Here is a 17,325-nt window from a genome sequence, read left to right on the forward strand (position 1 = left end):
GGGCATACCGGCGACACCTTCGCGTGAAGACGACCAGACGACCTTGGGACCACCCTGGTGCTCTGGTAGGCAGGGATCACCGGGCAATCCTCGTCCGGTGACGGAAGCGGCCGTTGGAGGGGTGATGCAGCTCCCGGGCTTGCTTTTACCGACGGCGTGGTCGCCGCGGTCACCACGCGACTGGGTTTGCCGCTGCGGCTGGCCGACTTCTCGCGCCGGGGCTTCCGGGTGGACCACCCGGCGCAGCGCGCCGTCCTGGAACTGCACGCCCGGAACTTCCTCGGCGGGTTCAACCTCGCGGTGCGGTCGTGGCGACGACCGCACGAGCCGCTGAGCCGGGTCGACGCCGAGGAGCGCGGGTTCGCCTACGAAGGCGCCGCCATGTTCGCCGGGCTGCTCGACCTGGCCACCGCCGGCCGGGCCGGCGCCCTCGACCGCCTGCTCGCCGGACCGGGGAACGCGTACGCGCACCTGGTGCACGTCGGCGCCGGGTGGTTGTTGACGGCGGCGCGCGTGCCGGTGCTGCCTCGCCTGCCCCGCACACCGCTGCTGCGGTGGCTCGCCGTCGACGGCTCGGGTTTCGGCGAGGTGTACTTCGGTGGCACGCGGGCGTTGCTGCGCCGGGCTTCGCGCACACCGGGACCGGTGTGGCAGGTCCGCGTCGCCGGCTGCGGGCGGGCGCTGTGGTTCGCCGAGTCCGCTTGCCCGGTGGGGATCGCCGACGTGATCGACCGCGCGCCGACGATCGCGCGACCGCACCTGTGGAGCGGTGTCGGGCTCGCCGCCGCCTACGCCGGCGCGGCGGACGCGTCGGCCCGCTCCGAGCTGCTCGACCTCGCCGGACGGCACCGGGCGCACTTCGCGCAAGGCGTCGTCTTCGCGGCGGGCGCCCGGGTCCGCTCGGGGATCGTGCCGCGGCACACGCGCGAGACGTGCGCGCAGGTGCTCGGCACGACCGCGGAAGTGGCCGCGCGCTGGGCCGACGAGGCCTGCGCGGACCTGCTCGACGCCACCGATGTGCAGGCGTACCTGGAGTGGAAGGCGCGGCTGCGCGACCGATTGCCCTAGAGATCCGAGCCGACCGCTCGCCAGGGAGGACCGATGCGTGTGACGGTGAACGCTGCCGCGCGCAAGACCTTGTCCGTGATCGTCGTGGTGGCCACCTGCGCCGCCGCCGGCCTGATGGTGGTGCGGCCGGGCCTCGGCGAAGAGACCTCCGCCGCCACCGCCGCCCGGTTCGGCTTCACCGCGGTGAAGCTCAACGAGAAGCCGGTCGGCGCGCGGACCGAGCGCGCCGTCGCGCCGGAACTGCACGGCATCCGCGGCTGGATCTCCTCGGTCGGCGCGGCCGTCGCGCTGGCGGACGTGCGCGGGACCGGGCGGGAGGCCGACGTCTGCCTCGTCGACCCGCGCGACGATTCCGTGACGTTGCGCCCCGTGCCGATCGGCGGCGGCGGTGTGCCCTACGCCCCGTTCGCGCTGCGGCCGGACGGCCTGCGCTACGACTCGACGATGGCGCCCATGGGCTGCGTCCCGGCCGACCTCGACGAAGACGGCGACGTGGACTTCATCGTGCACTACTGGGGCCGCTCGCCGGTCCTCTTCGTCAACACCGGCGGGAACGGCGTGCCCACCCGGTTCCGGGCCGACGAGCTGATCGAGCCGATGGCCCTGTGGAACTCCGGCACGCTCAACGTGGGCGACATCGACGGTGACGGCCACCTCGACATCCTGGTGGGCAACTACTTCCCCGACGGCGCGCGCGTCCTGGACCCGACCGCTGCCGACGAGACCCGCATCCGGATGCAGGACTCCATGTCCTCGGCCCGCAACGGCGGCGTGAACCGGATCCTGCTGACGCGGCCGACGGGTGCCGCGGACCGCAAGCCGGCCGTCGTGGACGCCAGCGTGGCCCTGACCGGCGACGCCGCCCAGTCGTGGACCCTGGCCACCGGGTTGCAGGACCTGACCGGCGACGGCCTCCCGGAGGTCTACCAGGCCAACGACTTCGGGCCGGACCAGCTGATGGTCAACCGCTCGGTGCCCGGCGCGGTGCGGCTGCAGGAGGTCACCGGCGCCCGCGACCTGGTGACGCCGAAGTCCGAGGTGCTGGGCCGCGACTCGTTCAAGGGCATGGGCGTCGCGTTCACCTACCCCGGTGGCGCCGGCCTGCCGATGGTGGTCGTCAGCAACATCACCGTCCCCTACGGCCTGCACGAGAGCAACTTCGCGTTCGTCCCGGACGGCACACCGCAGGACCTGCTGGCGGGCGAGGCGCCGTTCACCGAGCGCAGCGAGGCGCTGGGCCTGGCCCGCGCCGGCTGGTGCTGGGACGTCAAGGCGGGCGACTTCGACAACGACGGCGTCGACGAGCTCTTCCAGGCCAACGGTTTCCTCAAGGGGGAGGTGAACCGCTGGCCCGTCCTCCAGGAGTTGGCGATCGCCAACGACGAGCTGCTGCGCCACCCGGCGGTGTGGCCGCGCTTCGGCCCCGGCGACGACTTGTCGGGCCACGAGCCGAACCGGTTCTGGGTCCGCGACGCGAGCGGCCGGTACTCCGACCTGGCGGACCGGGTGGGCGCGTCCTTCCCCGACAACACCAGGGGACTCGCCGTCGGCGACGTCGACGGCGACAACCGCCTCGACGTCCTGGTGGCCAACCAGTGGGAGGACTCCGTGCTGCTGCTCGGCGGGAAGGGCGGCCCGGCGGCGGACCTGCGCCTGGTGCGCCCCGGCGCCGTCGGCGGGTTCGTCGACGCGATCGGCGCGCAGGTGGAGCTGCACCACCCCGACCGGCCGCAGAAGGCGCAGCTCTACCCGGCGAACGGGCACAGCGGCGTGTCCGCCGCGCGACTGCACTTCGCGCTGCCCGGAGGAGGTCCGGTGCGGGCCACGATCACCTGGCGGGACACCTCCGGCACGCACCGCGCCGAAGTCCTGGTCACGCCCGGGCACCGCACGGTCGAGCTCGGCCCCGCAGCGACGGCGGTGGCGCGATGACGGCGACACGCCTGGACGGCGCCTCACTGGACGAGCGGGCGCTCGTCGCACCGGATAAACCCGGGTTGACCCCCGATCAGCGCCGGGTCAAGGCGCTGACCCGGTTCGCCGTCTCGATCACCCTGTTCAACGTCCTCGGGCACCTGTTCCTCGGGTTCGAGCAGGCGCCCATCACCCCGATCGTCGCGGTCGTCGTCAGCTATGCCTCCGCGTTGTGCTTCGAAGCGCTCGACGCCTGGGCGTTCGGCAGGCGGGCCGAGTTCGCCAAGGGCCGGCGGGCGTTCGTGGTCTTCCTGCTGCCGGCCCACATCACCGGTCTGGCGACCGGGATGCTGTTGTGGGGCAACGCCTCCTTGTGGCCCTACATCTTCGCGATCCTGGTGGGCAACGGGTCGAAGTACCTGGTGCGGCTGCGCGTCCGGGGCAGGCTGAGGCACGTGCTCAACCCGTCCAACACGGGCATCACGGTGGTGCTGCTGCTGTTCCCGTGGGTGAGCATCGCGCCGCCCTACCACTTCACCAGCAACACCTCGGGCGCGATCGACTGGCTGGTGCCGCTGGCCGTCCTCGCGGCGGGCACCGTGATCAACGCCAAGCTGACCGGCAGGATGCCGCTGATCGCCGGCTGGGTCGGCGGGTTCGTGGCCCAGGCGGTGCTGCGCTGGTCGCTGCTCGACCACCACCTGCTCGCGGCGCTGGCGCCCATGACCGGGCTGGCGTTCGTCCTGTTCACCAACTACATGATCACCGATCCCGCCACGAGCCCGACCGGCACGCGCGACCAGGTCGTCTTCGGCGTCACCGCGGCGGCGGTCTACGGCGTCCTGGTGGTGTCGGGGGTCTCCTTCGGCCTGTTCTTCGCCCTGGTGATCACCTGCGTGCTGCGCTGCCTCGGCCAACTCCTCCGCACCGGCCGTCGCGGCGCGCCGGGAACCACCCCGTGAGCAGCGCGCAGCCGATCGCGGTGGTCGGCATCGCGTGCCGCTACCCGGACGCCGATGGTCCCGCCGAGCTGTGGGAGACGGTGGTCGGCCGCCGCCGCGCGTTCCGCGTGCTGCCCGACCGGCGGCTCGGCGCCGGGTACCGGGGCGCCGAGCCCGACCAGACCTACGTGACCCACGCGGCCCTGCTGCGCGGGTGGGAGTTCGACCGGCACCGGTTCGAGGTGCCCGGCCCGCTGTTCCGCGCCGTCGACCAGACGCACTGGCTCGCCTTGCAGACCTGTGCGGAAGCGCTGTCGGACGCCGGGTTCGGGGATGCCGACGGGCTCGACCGCGACCGCGCGGGCGTCGTCCTGGGCAACTCGCTCACCGGGGAGTTCTCCCGCGCCGCCCAGTTGCGGCTGCGCTGGCCGTTCGTCCGGCGGGCGGCCGTCGCCGCGCTGTCGGGCGCGGGCGTGCCCGACAGCCAGGCCGAGCACGCCTTGGAGCTGCTCCGGGACCTGGTCCGGGAGCCCTTCCCGGAGCCGGGCGACGAGACGCTGGCCGGAGCCCTGTCCAACACGATCGCCGGCCGCGTCTGCAACCACTTCGACCTGCACGGCACCGGCTACACCGTCGACGGCGCGTGCTCGTCGAGCCTGCTGGCGGTGATCACCGCCTGTCGCGCCCTGGCGTGCGGCGAGCTGGACTTCGCCCTCGCCGGCGGGGTGGACCTGAGCCTGGACCCGTTCGAGCTGGTCGGGTTCGCGCGGCTGGGCGCGTTGGCCGAGGGCCGGCGGATGAGGGTGTACGACGCGGACCCGACGGGCTTCCTGCCGGGTGAGGGCTGCGGCGTGGTCGCGTTGATGCGCGCCGACGACGCCCGCCGGAAAGGGCTGCGGGTGTACGCCCTGGTGTCCGGGTGGGGCATGTCGTGCGACGGGGCGGGGGGCTTGACGCGGCCGGAGGCGTCGGGCCTGGTGCGCGCGCTGGACCGGGCGTACGCGACGGCGGGCGTCGACCCCTCGGCGGTGGGGCTCGTGGAAGGGCACGGCACCGGCACCGCCGTCGGCGACCGGGTCGAGCTGGTGGCGCTCAACCGCGTGCGGGCCGGTGCGGCCACGCGCGCCGCGCTCGGCTCCGTCAAGGCCAACGTGGGCCACACCAAGGCGGCGGCGGGTGTCGCCGGGTTGATCAAGGCGGTGCTCGCCGCGCACCACCGCGTGCTGCCGCCGACCACCGGGTGCGAGGACCCGCACCCACTGGTGTCGGGCGCCGACAGCACCCTGCGCGTGCTCGACGGGCCCGAGCCGTGGCTGGACCGGACGCGGGTCGCCGGTGTGTCCGCGCTGGGGTTCGGCGGCATCAACGCGCACGTCGTGCTCTCCGGGTGCGGTGGTGACGGCCCCGGCATCGTCCCGGAGCCGATGCTGCGGTGGAGCAGGTCGTTGCCGGCCCACGAGATCGTGCTGCTGACCGCCGAGGACCGCGACGACCTGGCCGCCCGGCTGGCGGACCTGGCGGCCAAGGCGGGCTCGTTGAGCGCGGCCGAGCTGCACGACCTCGCGGCCACGCGGCACCGGTCGGCGACGCCCGATCCGGCGTTCCGCTGCGTGCTCGTGAGCGATTCCCCCGAGCGGCTGGCCAGAACCGCGGACCGCGCGGCGCGCGGGGTGCCGGGCTGGGCGTCGACCCTGCTGGTCGACCGCGAGGAAGGCTTCGTGCTCGCGCGCGGGGCCAGGGGTCGGGTCGGGCTGCTGTTCCCCGGCCAGGCGGCGCCGGTGCGCGCCCGCCTCGACGACTGGGCGCGCGACTTGACCGTGCCCGGGATCGCCGAGGACGTGCGGCTGCACGACGGCGCGACGGCGACCGCCATCGCGCAGCCCGCCATCGTCCGGCAGTCCCTCGCGGCCCTGGCCCTGCTCGCCGAGCTGGGGTGCGACGCGGTGGCCGCGGTCGGGCACAGCCTCGGCGAGATCACCGCGCTCGTGTGGGCGGGAGCCCTGTCCGCCGAGGAAGGGCTGAGGCTCGCCACCGCCCGGGGGCGGGTGATGGGGGAGCACGGACGTGCGGGCACCGCCATGGCGAGCATCGGCCTGCCCCTGGCCGCGGTCGAGGAACTGGCCGGGAGCACCCCGGTCGTGGTGGCCGGGCTCAACGGCCCCGACCAGGTCACGATCGCGGGCCGGACGGCGGACGTGCGCCGGGTGGCGGAACGCGCGTTGCGGGCTCGGGCCCGCGCGAAGGTGCTCGCGGTGTCGCACGCGTTCCACACCGAGGCGATGCGCCCGGCCGCGGCGCCCTTCGCCGAGGAGCTCCGGCGGGTGCGGCTGCGGCCACCGCGCCGCACGGTGTTCTCCACCGTCACCGGTCACCGGCTGGACCCGGACACCGACCTTGCCTCGCTGCTGGTGGACCAGCTCACCGCGCCGGTCCGGTTCGCCGACGCCCTCGCCGCGCTGACCGCGACGTGCGACCTGCTGGTCGAGGCCGGACCGGGCACCACGCTCACCTCGCTGGCGACCGGGTTCCCGGCGGTCTCGCTGGACCCGGGCGGCTCCGGGCGGGAGCACGCGATCGCGCTCGCCGCGCTGGCCGCGGTGTCCGCGTGCGACCTGGACCGGTGGTTCGGCGACCGGGCCCACCGCCACCTCGACCTGGACACGCCCATCACGCTGCTGGCGAACCCGACCGAGACCGAGGTGGTGCCCGCCAAGCGGACCCCGGAGCCCGAGCCGACCACCGGTGCGGACCCGCTGCGGGTGCTGCGGACCCACCTGAGCCGCACGCTGGAACTGCCGCTGGCCGGGATCCGGCCGGACCGCAGGCTGCTCGCCGACCTGCACCTGAACTCGTTGCAGGTCGTCCAGCTCGTCGCCGAGGCCGCGGACCTGCTGGGCAGGCGCGTGCCGGCCCTGCCGCCGTCGCTGGACACGATGACCGTCGGTGAGGTGGCCGAGCTGGTCGCGAGCCGGCCGCCGGTCGACCAGACCCCCGACGCGGTCGACGGCGTGCGCCCGTGGGTGCGGTCGTTCGAGCACCGCTGGGAGCCGTGGAGCGGGCCCGTGCCCGGTGGCGCGGTGCGCTGGACCGTGCCGGCCGCCGCGCCCCGGTGGCTCCACGACGCCGCGAGGAGCTCCGAAGTGGACGGTGTGGCCCAGGACGGCCTGGCCGTGTGGCTGGCCGACGACGCGGGGACGGCGGTGGTGGCGGACCTGTTGCGGACCATCGCCGCGCATCGGCCCGACGTGCTCGTCGTGCTGCACCGCGGCCACCCGGCCGCTGCCGCGGTGGCGAGCAGCGCCGCGGTCGAGATCGCTTCGTGCACCGCGACCTCGATCGAGCTGACGGACGGCGCCCGCGACGTCGACCTCCGCCTGGCCGGGATCGGCGGGCGGCTGCGCGTGGACGCGAGGGGCGACGTGCGGCGTTCGGTCACGAGGGCGCGCCCGGCGACTCCCGGCGTGCCGCTGCCGCTGGGCCCGGGCGAGGTCTGCCTGGCCTCCGGGGGTGTCGACGGCATCACGGCGCGCTGCGCGGAAGCCCTGGCCCTGAGCACCGGGTGCACGCTCGTCTTCCTCGGTCGATCGCCGCGGGAGGCGGCACGGGTGCGAGCCGGGCTGGCCGCCCTCGACCGGCGGGTCACCGCCCACTACGTCGAGTGCGACGTCACCGATCCGGATCAGGTGCGCACGGCGGTCGTGGCGGCCCGGGCGCACGGGCCGGTGCGCGCCGTCCTGCACGGCGCCGGCCTCAACGTGCCTCGCGCGCTGGGCGCGGTCAGCGGGAAGACCCTCGCCGCGACCGTCGCGCCCAAGGTGACCGGGCTGGACAACCTGCTGACCGCGCTGGGGGAGCCGCCCGCGCTGCTGGTCGGGTTCGGGTCCATCATCGGCCGGCGCGGTCTGCCCGGGCAGGCCGAGTACTGCGTCGCCAACGACTGGCAGCGCGCGCACCTGGAACGGTGGGCCGCCGCGAACCCGGCCGCCCGCACCAGGGCGCTGGAGTGGTCGGTCTGGAGCGACGTCGGCATGGGGTCGCGCATGGGCGTGCTGGACTCGTTGCGCGACCGGGGCATCACGCCGGTCGAGCCCGCCGCGGGAGTGGCGGCGTTGCTGGCCGTGCTGGCCGACGAGGACGCGCCGGTGACGCAGCTGGTCGCCGGGCGGTTCCCGGACGGTCCGACGCTCTCGGTGTCCGGACCACCGGCCGAACCGCTCCGGTTCTCCGCCGACCCCCTCGTCCGCGTGCCGGGGGTGGAGGCGGTCCTCGCACCCGTGATCTCCGCCGGCAGCGACCCGTACCTGGACGACCACCGCGTGGACGGCGTCCCGGTCCTCCCGGCCGTCGTCGGTTTGGAGGCGATGGCCCAGGCCGCGGCGGCCGTGATCGGCGAACGGGAGGCCTGGGAGTTCACCGACGTCGAGCTGTCCGCCCCGGTGATGGTGAACCCGCACGAGCCGCGTCCGCTGCGCGTGGCGGCGCTCGCCCGGGACGAGGTCGAGCCCTCGGTGGACGTGGTGCTGCGGGACGGTTCCGACGGCTTCGCCACCGACCGCTTCGGCGCCGTGATCCGGCCCGCCCCGCCCGCGCCGCACGGCCTGGCCCCGACGACCGCACCGCCACGACGCGACGGGCCGCACCCGTTCTACGGCCCGCTGCTGTTCCACTCCGGACGTATGCGCGGACTGGTCGACTACGAGCACCTGTCCGCCTTCCGGGTCCGGGCGTGGGTCCGGTCCGGCGAGGAGCGCTGGTTCTCCGAGCACCACGCCCCGCGGTTGCTGCTGGGCGACCCGGGCGCGCACGACGCCGGCATCCACGTGCTGCTGGCGTGCCTGCCCCACCGCCGGGCGCTGCCCGTCGCGGCCGAACGGGTGGTGGTGTGGCGACGCCCCACCGGCATGGTGCTGGTCACCGCCGAGGAGCGGTCGCGGGAGGGCGACGACTACGCCTACGACCTGTGGCTGTCCGATGAGGACGGTGCGCGGGTCGCGCGGTGGGAAGGGCTGCGGCTGCGCGCGTTCGGCAACCGGCCCTGGCCCGGCCCCGTGCCCACGCCCCTGGTCGGTCCGCTGCTGAGCAGGCGGCTGGCCGAACTGGGCATCGCCGACCGCCTGGAACTGGTGAGCACCGACGACGGCGTGGTGGCCGTGGCGGACTCGCCCGTGGGCGTCGGGTGGGCCGGCGACAGCCGGACGGCGGCCGCGAGGGCGCTGCTGGACCTGGGGTTGCCCGGTGGCGCCGAGGTGGTCGTCGACCGGGCCACCGACGACGGGCTGCTGGTCGGTGGCACCCCGGTGGCGGAGGTCGTCACGTTCGTCGGCCCGCGGTCCGTCGCGGTCGCCCTGCCCCGGAGGTGTGGAGTCGGTGCGTGAGTACCACTGGCGGCACGTGGTGACGTTCGACGAGACCAACCTCGTCGGCAACGTCTACTTCGCGCAGTTCCTGCACTGGCAGGGTCATTGCCGCGAGATGTTCCTGGCCCGGCACGCGCCCGGGGTGCTCAAGGAGCTGAGCGGCGGTGGTCTCGTGCTGGCCACCACGTCCTGCTCGATGGAGTACTTCGGGGAGTGCTTCGCCTTCGACGAGGTCGACATCGCGATGACCCTGCGCGAGCGGTGGCGCAGCGGGCTGCGGATGGCCTTCGACTTCCGGCGCGACGACCGGCTGGTGGCGCGCGGCGAGCAGGGCGTCGCCTGCCTGCGCCGCACCGGGTCAGGGGTCGAGCCCGTCGACGTCCCGGACGAGCTGGTCACCGCGCTGGCGCCGTACGAGCTCGTGCGGTGAGGGGCCGTCGTCCCGTTGCTCCTCCCGGGCTCGGTCGAGCGATGACCCGACGGCGGCCAGCGCGGTCAGGTAGGAGCTCTCGTCGTGGCGCGGCACCATCTCGTCCTCCGAGGCCCCAGCCGAAGTGGCTATCGGAAACTGAACCAAGCTCGACGCTACTCCAAGGGGTCGGTGCGGCGTGCTGCCACGAACGGGTCGACTTCGCCCGAGCGTCGTCCGGGGCAGGGCGACGTTGTGTATCCGGGTAACACCAAGGGATTAACCGACACACGCCTGCGTTGTGAAGTCGGAGGTGGACGCGACCGCCGTCCTGGACGATGGCTATCGGAACACATAGCTTGTGTCACTTGTCGACGGTCTCGCCCACTTCCTCGTGCGAGACAGACGCTGGAGGTAGAGCAGTGAGCAATCCCCGGGAGACCTACGAGTCGCTGAACCTCGAACCGAAGCCCATCCGACCGCACATCCTCGCCGCCGCGACCGTCGTGTTCGGCGAGGACTACTACGCGGGTCGGCGCGAGACCATCAACCTGTCCGGCTTCGTCCAGCTGAACAAGTGGCCCATGCCGGGGTTCGAGCACCGGGTCGACGAGAAGGGGTACGCGGAGTTCGAGACGGAGCTCATCAGCGCGCCCGAGGTCGGCATCAAGGGCTTCAGCTACGAGCTCGACGACCGCATCCAGGTCCTGTCCAACCCGTTCCTGCCCAACACGGGCCACGTCCGGCAGATCGTGCCGGGCAAGAACTTCCCGGCGGAGTTCTACATCCGCCGCTTCGGCATCCTGGAGACCAGCACGCTGCGCCTGGCGCACCGCAACGTGATCGACATCCACGGGGTGGTCGACCACGTGCCGCCGTTCAAGAAGCCGCTCACCGGTCCGTACCTGGGCAAGCCGCGCGGCGACGGCCCGTTCGAGGTCGTCCAGGCGCCCAACGTGGCCCGCGGCACGACGTTGCCCGAGGCGTGGTACCCGGCCGACGACGAGAACCAGCCGGTCGGCATCACGCCGACGGTGTTCTTCGCCCCGAGCGCGGGTCCCTGCATGTCGATGCTGGTCGACCCGTCGATGATCATGCAGGTGTCGCTGGAGGGCCGGATCGAGGTCGAGGTCGGCGGCAGGACCGTGCACGTCGACCTGGCGGGCGACCACCGCAAGGCCGCCGGCACGGAGATCCTGCTGTTCGGTCCGGAGAAGCACGCCGAGGGCACGGGCGTCCTGGCGCAGATGGCGCGGCTGGCCGTCGTGGGCCACTGCCCGGAGCTGGGCGGTCGGGTCATGCTGCGGGCGAGCTGGCCGCGGGTGTCCGGCGGCACGCTGGGCGAGGGTTCCGAGGAGAGCCTCAGCCGCGTCAGGTTCCCGGGCGAGCTGCACCTCGACGCCGAGTTCGAGCTCATGACGCCGCAAGCCACGCTCTACGCGGCGAACTCGGTGCACGTCAGCGGGAACCTCACCGACATGGGCGCGACCGGCACGGAGCTGTCGATGAGCGGCGTGGACGCCCCGCTCGTCACGACCGACGACGAGGTCAAGGCCCGGCTGACCGGTGTGCGGCTGGTCATGCGCGACGCGTTCGTCGGGGAGCACGCGGCGGTCAACGTCTGACAGCGCGCCGGCGGTTTTCCGGACATACTCGGATTTCTCCGGACGGCTGTTCGGGGAACGCCTCTCGCCAGGAAGGCGCCCATGGACCAACGGCTCCTAGTCATGCACCAGGTGATGCTCGCGGACCGTCCACGGCTGAGCGCCTACGACCGGGCACTGGCGTCGGTGATCACGGCAGGTGACGTGGTCGCCGACGTCGGCGCGGGCACGCTGGTGCTGTCGATGCTGGCCCTGCGGCACGGCGCCGGTCACGTCTACGCCGTGGAGGCCGACCCGGCGATGGCCGCGGTGGCCGAGCGGATCATCGCGGACAACGACCTCCACGACCGGGTGACCCTGGTCCAGGGGGATGCCCGGGTGGCCAGGCTGCCGCGCCGCGCCGACGTGATCGTCTCCGAGATGATGGGCAACCTCGGCCCGGAGGAGCAGATGGTCGAGATCCTGGACGCGGTGGCCAGGCACAACCTGCGTCCCGGCGGCGCCGTCGTGCCGCGTCGCCTCAGGACCGAGCTGGTCGCCATCGAGTTCGACGGCGAGGGCTGGGGCACCTGGGGCGACGTCGTGCCCGGCTACCGCTTCGACGCGGTGCAGGAGTTCGTCGAGCCGCACGCGCAGCTGCACTTCTTCCAGCGCGAGCCGCGGTTCCTCAGCGCGCCCGTCGGGCTCTGCGACGACGTGGTCGGGCAGGGCTCGACGGGCCGACCCCGGCGGGACGTGCGCCTGCCGGTGCACCGGGACGGCTGCCTCCAGGCGATCATGGGCTACTTCACCGCCGAGCTGGCCGATGGCGAGTCGTTGTCCAACTACCCGTCGTACCCCGGCTGCAACTGGGCGGTCTGGGTGTGGCCGCTGCGGCACACGCAGGTGCGGGCGGGCGACGAGCTGCACGTGAGCGTGGTGCCGCCGAGCGGGCGGGGGCGGGCGCGCGACGCCACGGCCTGGAGCCTGGACTGCCGCATCGCCCGGGCGGTGAGGCGGTGATGCCGTTCGCGGCGGGCACCGTCCGCGACATCCCGGTCCGCGGCTTGAAGTTGTGCGGCTTGACGTGGACCGGCGAGTTCCTGATGTTCTCCGAAGCCGTGTCCAACCGCATCATGGCACTGGACCCGTACAGCGGCGAGGTGGAGCGCGACATCCCGTGCCCCGAGGTGCGCACGGACCTGACCACGGTCGGCGGCAACCTCGTGCAGGTCGTGGGCGACCGGCGGGCGCTGCGGGTGATGGACCCCGAGTCGGGCGACGAGCTCGGCGAGATCGCCAACCCGAGGCCGGGCAACGTGCTGTGCGGGCTGGAGGCCACTCGTCAGGGCATCTGGCTGGGGTACGAGGACCTGCGCCGCATCGACCTGCGCGGCTACGAGGACATGGGGCTGGTGGACAGCTTCGCCGTCTCCGGGAGGCCGGCCGGCGTCACCGTGTCGGACAACTACCTCGCCTACGCCGACCACGCCGCGTCGACCATCACGATGGTGGACATCGACGAGCGTCGTGAGGTGGCCTCGTTCTCGGTCGCGGGCAACCCGACCGGGATCACCTGGGACGGCACCCGGATCTGGTACTGCGACTACACGACCTTGCAGCTGCGCGCCATCGAGGTGCCGGGTGTCGACAAGGGTTGAGCACGACGGGAACGCGCCTCTCGGAGCGCTCGCGTCGCGGTTGGGCGAGATCCTCCTTCTCGTCGCGGCGACGTTGGCCCCACTCGTCGTCACGGTCCCGCTCGTGCTGCTGGCGCAGGGAAGTCGGGCGACCCGGCGGCACGTGTGGTCGAGGCTGACCACCCTGTTGATGAGGCTGGGCCCCGCGTTCGTCAAGGCGGGGCAGGTGCTGGGCACCCGGCGCGACGTGCTCCCAGCCGGGATGTGCGACGGGTTGGCGACGTTGCGGGACGCGGTCGCACCGATGTCCGCGCGGCAGGCCCGGGAGGCGTTGGCCGAGGTCTACGGGGACGAGCTCGACACCCTCTTCACCGAGGTGGACTACTCGCCGGTCGCGAGCGGCAGCATCGCGGGCGTCCACCGCGCGCGGCTGGCGACCGGTGGTGAGGTGGCCCTGAAGCTGCGCCGGCCCGGCGTCGACCGGGTGATCAGGCTGGACCTCGGCCTGGTGCGCCGGGGCGCCGCGCTGGTGGCCCGGCTGCCGCCGTTGCGCGGTGTCCCGGTGGTGGAGGTCGTCGACGCGATGTGCGCGGCGGTGCTCGGCCAGCTGGACTTCGAACGCGAGGCCGCCGGCCTGGCCCGCCTGCGCGTGGAACTGGCCGTGGTGCCACGGGTCTGGGTGCCTCGGGTGGTGCCCGAGGCGTGCCGACCGCGGTGCATCGCGATGGAGTTCATCCCCGGCCTGGACGTCGACGCGGCGTCGCGGTGCTCGCCCGCGGCCCGCCGGAAGTTCGCCGCGTCCGGGCTCACCGCGATCTACGAGATGTTGTTCGTGAACGGCTTCGTCCACTGCGACCTGCACCCCGGCAACCTGTACTTCACCGAGTCCGCGCAGGTGGTGGTGCTCGACGCGGGGTTCAGCGTGCAGCTGACCGAGCGGCTGCGCCTGCTGTTCGCCGACTTCTTCCTCAACATGGCCGTCGGTGACGGCGACAAGTGCGCCGCGATCGTCGTGGAGAGCGCCGCCGAGGTGCGCGCGGACGCGGACCTGACCGGTTTCCTCGACCGGATGGCCGACCTGGTCCGGCGCAGCCACAAGCTGCCCGCCCGCGAGTTCAGCCTCATGGCGTTCGCCGCGGAGATGTTCGACCTCCAGCGGCGGCACGGCATCCACGCCGCGGCGGAGCTGATCTTCCCGCTGCTCTCGTTGCTGGTCATCGAGGGGACGATCCGCGACCTCGACCCGGAGGTCGACTTCCAGGAACTCGCCCGTCCCGTGCTGATGAAAGGTCGGTTCAGCGCGCGCTGACACCGGTGGCCGAGGCTGTCCCTCCCGCGGCATCGCTGCGGTTTACAGTAGTGAGATGGCAGGCAAGCGGACGTACAACCAGTACTGCGGGCTGGCGTCGGCGCTCGACGTCGTCGGCGAGCGGTGGACGTTGCTGATCGTGCGCGAGCTGTTGATGGGTCCGCGGCGCTACGTCGACCTGCTGGCCGACCTGCCCGCCCTGGGCACCAACCTCCTCGCGGAGCGGTTGAGGTTCCTGGTGGAGCGCGGCGTCGTGGAGCAGGTCGACCTGCACGGCACCGGATCACGGCTGGCGTACCGGTTGACGCCGGTGGGTCAGGAGTTGCGGCCGCTGGTGGCGGGGCTGGCCCGGTGGGGGATGGGCTTCGTGGGTGAGAAGTCCGAATCGGACACCGTGCGCCCGCACTGGGGGTTCCTCGCCGTGGAGGCCATGTTGCGCCCGGAGAGGGCCACCGCGATCGACGAGCGCTACGAGTTCCGGGTGGACGACCACGTCTACCACGTCGAGGTGAGCGACCGCGTGCCACGCGCGGTGAAAGGCCCGGCGGTGGAGCCCGCCATGGTGGCGACCACGGACGCGGCGACGTTCGTGCAGATCGGCTCCGGCCGGCTGACCCCGCTGGCCGCGATGGTGACCGGGCGGCTGTCCCTGGTCGGCGAGCCCGACGCCGTGCTGCGCTGCTGCGACCTGCTGGGGCTGGAGGCCGGGGTGCCGTCCGCGCACGCCCGCTGAGAGCCGCGCGGGGACGGTCAGCGCAGGACGTCGTCGAGCCTGATCGCCTTCAGCCGGCGAGCCCGGAAGTCGCAGTACCACAGGCTGTAGCCGTCCCACGCCATCCCCGTCGGCGCGCCCTCGACCCTGGCCGTGCCCGTGATCAGCCCGGTCCGGGTGTCCACCGCCCGCACGAGGCCGGCTTCGAAGTCCCCGTACACCACCGTGTGGTTGACGGCGGTCAGCCCGGACGGCGAACCCTCGACCGGGATCTCCCGCCGCACGGTCATCGTCCCGAAGTCCCGCAACTGCACCACCGCCGGTTCGCGCAGGCACATCCACACGCCCTCCGCGGACGCCTCCGTGCCGCACAGCCTGCCGCTGGGCGGGTCGACGGGCTTCGTGCCGAGGGCCTCACCCGTCCGCGGGTCGACCAGCACGATCCGCTTGGGTCGGCCGCCGACCTGGCACAGCACGCCGTCGTGGTGGGTGAGGTCGGCGCGGACGCGATCGCACTCCAGTTCCCGCACGACCTCGCCGTAGCCGGGGTGGATGGCCCAGATCCTCCCGGCGTCCTGGTCCGAGTGCCACAGCAGGCCGTCGAACCAGGTGAGCCCGCACGGGTAGCTCCCGGGCGTCGGCAGCGAGCGCACCACCGGGATGGTCGTCGGCGCGGTCACGGCGTCGGCTCCAGCCACAGGTTGGACAGGTCGAACCACCGGTCGATCGTCGGCATCGGGATGGCGTTGCGGACCCGGCTGCCCTTGAGGTGCGGGATGGTCGGCGCGTGCTCCAGGATCGGCACGATGGCCGCGTCCCCCATGACCAGCTCGTCCACCCGGTGCCAGATCGCGTGCGCCCGGTCCTCGTCGACGGTGGCGAGCGCCTCCTCGATCAGCTCGTCGACCTCGGGGTTGTGGTAGCACCCGTAGTTGCTGGTGCCCCTGGCCCGGTTGGTCTGGAACATCGGTTGGAGGAACGCCCGGCCGTTGTTGCCGAACCAGTCGGGCGTCCACGACGGCGACGTCAGGTCCCACGTGCCGGCCTCGGCGTTGGCCGGGTCCTGGAGGTAGGCGTAGTAGTCGGCGTGGCCCATCGGCAGCAGCTCGACGGTGATCCCCGCCCGTTCCAGGTCCGCCGCGCAGGACTTGGCCACCTCCGGGTTGGCGTCCACGTCGCGGTGCAGGAACGTCAGGGTCAGCCCGTCCGGGTGGCCGGCCTCGGCCAGCAGCGCGCGGCACCGCTCGGGATCGCCCCGGTCGCCCGGCGTCGGGTACAGGTCGAACGGCTCGTACCCGACGTTGCCGGGCGGGATCGCCGAGCGGGCCGGCCGCATCACGGTGCCCGCCGCCAGCTGGTCGTAGATGTCGAGCACGGCCACCTTGTCGAAGGCCCACGCGAGCGCCCGGCGCACCTCCGGCCTGCCCAGCGCCCCGCCGTTGTTCGGGCTCACGGTGTTGAACACCAGGTACGGGTTGAGCGCGTAGCCGAGGTCGTTGCCGGGGTCGGTGGGGTTGGCCTCGTACGGCTCGGTGACGGGCGAGGCCCACGACAGGTCCGCCGCACCCGAGGTGATCACCCGGCCCACCTGCACCGGGTCGGCCCGCTCCATGGTCACCTCGACGGCGTCGACGTGCTGGTTGCGCACGTCGTCGGTGGCCTTGTCCCACACGGGGTTGCGCTCCAGCCGCAGGCTCCTGCCGTGGTCGTAGTGGACGACGCGGTAGGGGCCGTCGGAGCGGACGCCGCGCCGGAACCCGTCGCTGTCGGGGACGAGCGCGTCGTACTCCACCGGTGCGGCGGAGGCGAACGGCACCGCCAGGATGTGGACGAAGTCGGCGGCCGGGCGGATCAGCTCGAACACCAGCGTCCAGTCGTCGAGCACCCGGATACCGCTGATCTCGTGGCTGTTCTGGAAGTCCGCGAGCTCGGCGGCGGTCGCGTCGGCGTGCGGCACGGCCTCCCCGTACGCTGCGGCGAACTGGGCCAGGCCGCGGATGGTGCTGGTGAAGTAGCGGATCGCGCCCGCGCCGCACACCGGGTTGCACATCCGCTTGAAGCCGCGGACGAAGTCGTGCGCCGTGACCTCGCGCGGCGGCGTGGTGTCCCACAGCACGCCGCGGCGCAGGCGGACGGTGTACGTCAGGTGGTTCACGCTCAGCCCGGCGTTGTACGTCGACGGCACCTCGACCGCGACGTCCGGCACCGGGGTGATCGCGCGCCAGTCCTTCAGGTCCTTGACCGCGGGGTAGGTGAACAGCTGCCGGGCGAACAACCGGGTGATCTGGTGGCCGAGCGCGTAGTAGGCCGACGCGGGGTCGAGGTGGTCCATGCTCCCAGGGCCGTAGAGCCGGAGGGTCCCCCCGCGTCGCGGTTCGCTGTCGCTCATGCT

General features: G+C 73.2%; 12 protein-coding genes. 10 read left to right on the forward strand and 2 right to left on the reverse strand.

From position 1 onward, the window contains the following. The first annotated feature begins 156 nt into the window (after positions 1-156). The 10 genes from LNK82_RS14590 to LNK82_RS14635 all read left to right on the forward strand — a co-directional run bounded on the left by LNK82_RS14590 (position 157) and on the right by LNK82_RS14635 (position 14,954). The gene (locus LNK82_RS14590) at positions 157-1,068 is read left to right on the forward strand and encodes a DUF1702 family protein (RefSeq protein ID WP_230567511.1); all 912 of its coding nucleotides are present in this window, start codon (positions 157-159) and stop codon (positions 1,066-1,068) included. Between the two features lie 33 nt (positions 1,069-1,101). Beyond that, complete coding sequence (locus tag LNK82_RS14595; protein ID WP_230567512.1) at positions 1,102-3,000, forward strand: CRTAC1 family protein; 1,899 nt, start codon at positions 1,102-1,104, stop codon at positions 2,998-3,000. Further along, the gene (locus LNK82_RS14600) at positions 2,997-3,944 is read left to right on the forward strand and encodes an enediyne biosynthesis protein UnbU (protein ID WP_230567513.1); all 948 of its coding nucleotides are present in this window, start codon (positions 2,997-2,999) and stop codon (positions 3,942-3,944) included. The genes LNK82_RS14595 and LNK82_RS14600 overlap by 4 nt, the downstream gene beginning before the upstream one ends. Continuing rightward, positions 3,941-9,298 carry a type I polyketide synthase gene (locus tag LNK82_RS14605; RefSeq protein ID WP_230567514.1) on the forward strand — a complete coding sequence of 1,786 codons (5,358 nt, stop codon included), beginning with the start codon at positions 3,941-3,943 and terminating at the stop codon, positions 9,296-9,298. Before LNK82_RS14600 ends, LNK82_RS14605 begins: the two co-directional genes overlap by 4 nt. Beyond that, entirely contained in the window at positions 9,291-9,710 is a 420-nt protein-coding gene (locus LNK82_RS14610; protein ID WP_230567515.1) for an acyl-CoA thioesterase, read from the forward strand. The genes LNK82_RS14605 and LNK82_RS14610 overlap by 8 nt, the downstream gene beginning before the upstream one ends. A gap of 401 nt (positions 9,711-10,111) precedes the next feature. Then, complete coding sequence (locus LNK82_RS14615; protein ID WP_230567516.1) at positions 10,112-11,314, forward strand: DUF6004 family protein; 1,203 nt, start codon at positions 10,112-10,114, stop codon at positions 11,312-11,314. Between the two features lie 81 nt (positions 11,315-11,395). Next, complete coding sequence (locus LNK82_RS14620; protein WP_230567517.1) at positions 11,396-12,295, forward strand: class I SAM-dependent methyltransferase; 900 nt, start codon at positions 11,396-11,398, stop codon at positions 12,293-12,295. Continuing rightward, on the forward strand, positions 12,295-12,933 hold the full coding sequence (locus tag LNK82_RS14625) for an NHL repeat-containing protein (protein WP_230567518.1): 639 nt from the start codon (positions 12,295-12,297) through the stop codon (positions 12,931-12,933). Before LNK82_RS14620 ends, LNK82_RS14625 begins: the two co-directional genes overlap by 1 nt. Next, positions 12,917-14,221, forward strand: a complete 1,305-nt coding sequence (locus LNK82_RS14630; RefSeq protein ID WP_230567519.1) for an ABC1 kinase family protein — start codon at positions 12,917-12,919, stop codon at positions 14,219-14,221. The genes LNK82_RS14625 and LNK82_RS14630 overlap by 17 nt, the downstream gene beginning before the upstream one ends. 55 nt (positions 14,222-14,276) lie before the next feature. Beyond that, complete coding sequence (locus tag LNK82_RS14635; protein ID WP_230567520.1) at positions 14,277-14,954, forward strand: winged helix-turn-helix transcriptional regulator; 678 nt, start codon at positions 14,277-14,279, stop codon at positions 14,952-14,954. A gap of 17 nt (positions 14,955-14,971) precedes the next feature. On the opposite strand, the gene LNK82_RS14640 is transcribed toward LNK82_RS14635, so the two are convergent. Continuing rightward, positions 14,972-15,613, reverse strand: a complete 642-nt coding sequence (locus LNK82_RS14640; protein WP_230567521.1) for an NHL repeat-containing protein — start codon at positions 15,611-15,613, stop codon at positions 14,972-14,974. Beyond that, on the reverse strand, positions 15,610-17,322 hold the full coding sequence (locus LNK82_RS14645; RefSeq protein ID WP_230567522.1) for an ABC transporter substrate-binding protein: 1,713 nt from the start codon (positions 17,320-17,322) through the stop codon (positions 15,610-15,612). The genes LNK82_RS14640 and LNK82_RS14645 overlap by 4 nt, the downstream gene beginning before the upstream one ends. Positions 17,323-17,325: the final 3 nt, after the last annotated feature.

Source organism: Saccharothrix luteola, from assembly GCF_020859565.1.
Lineage (GTDB): Bacteria > Actinomycetota > Actinomycetes > Mycobacteriales > Pseudonocardiaceae > Actinosynnema > Actinosynnema luteola.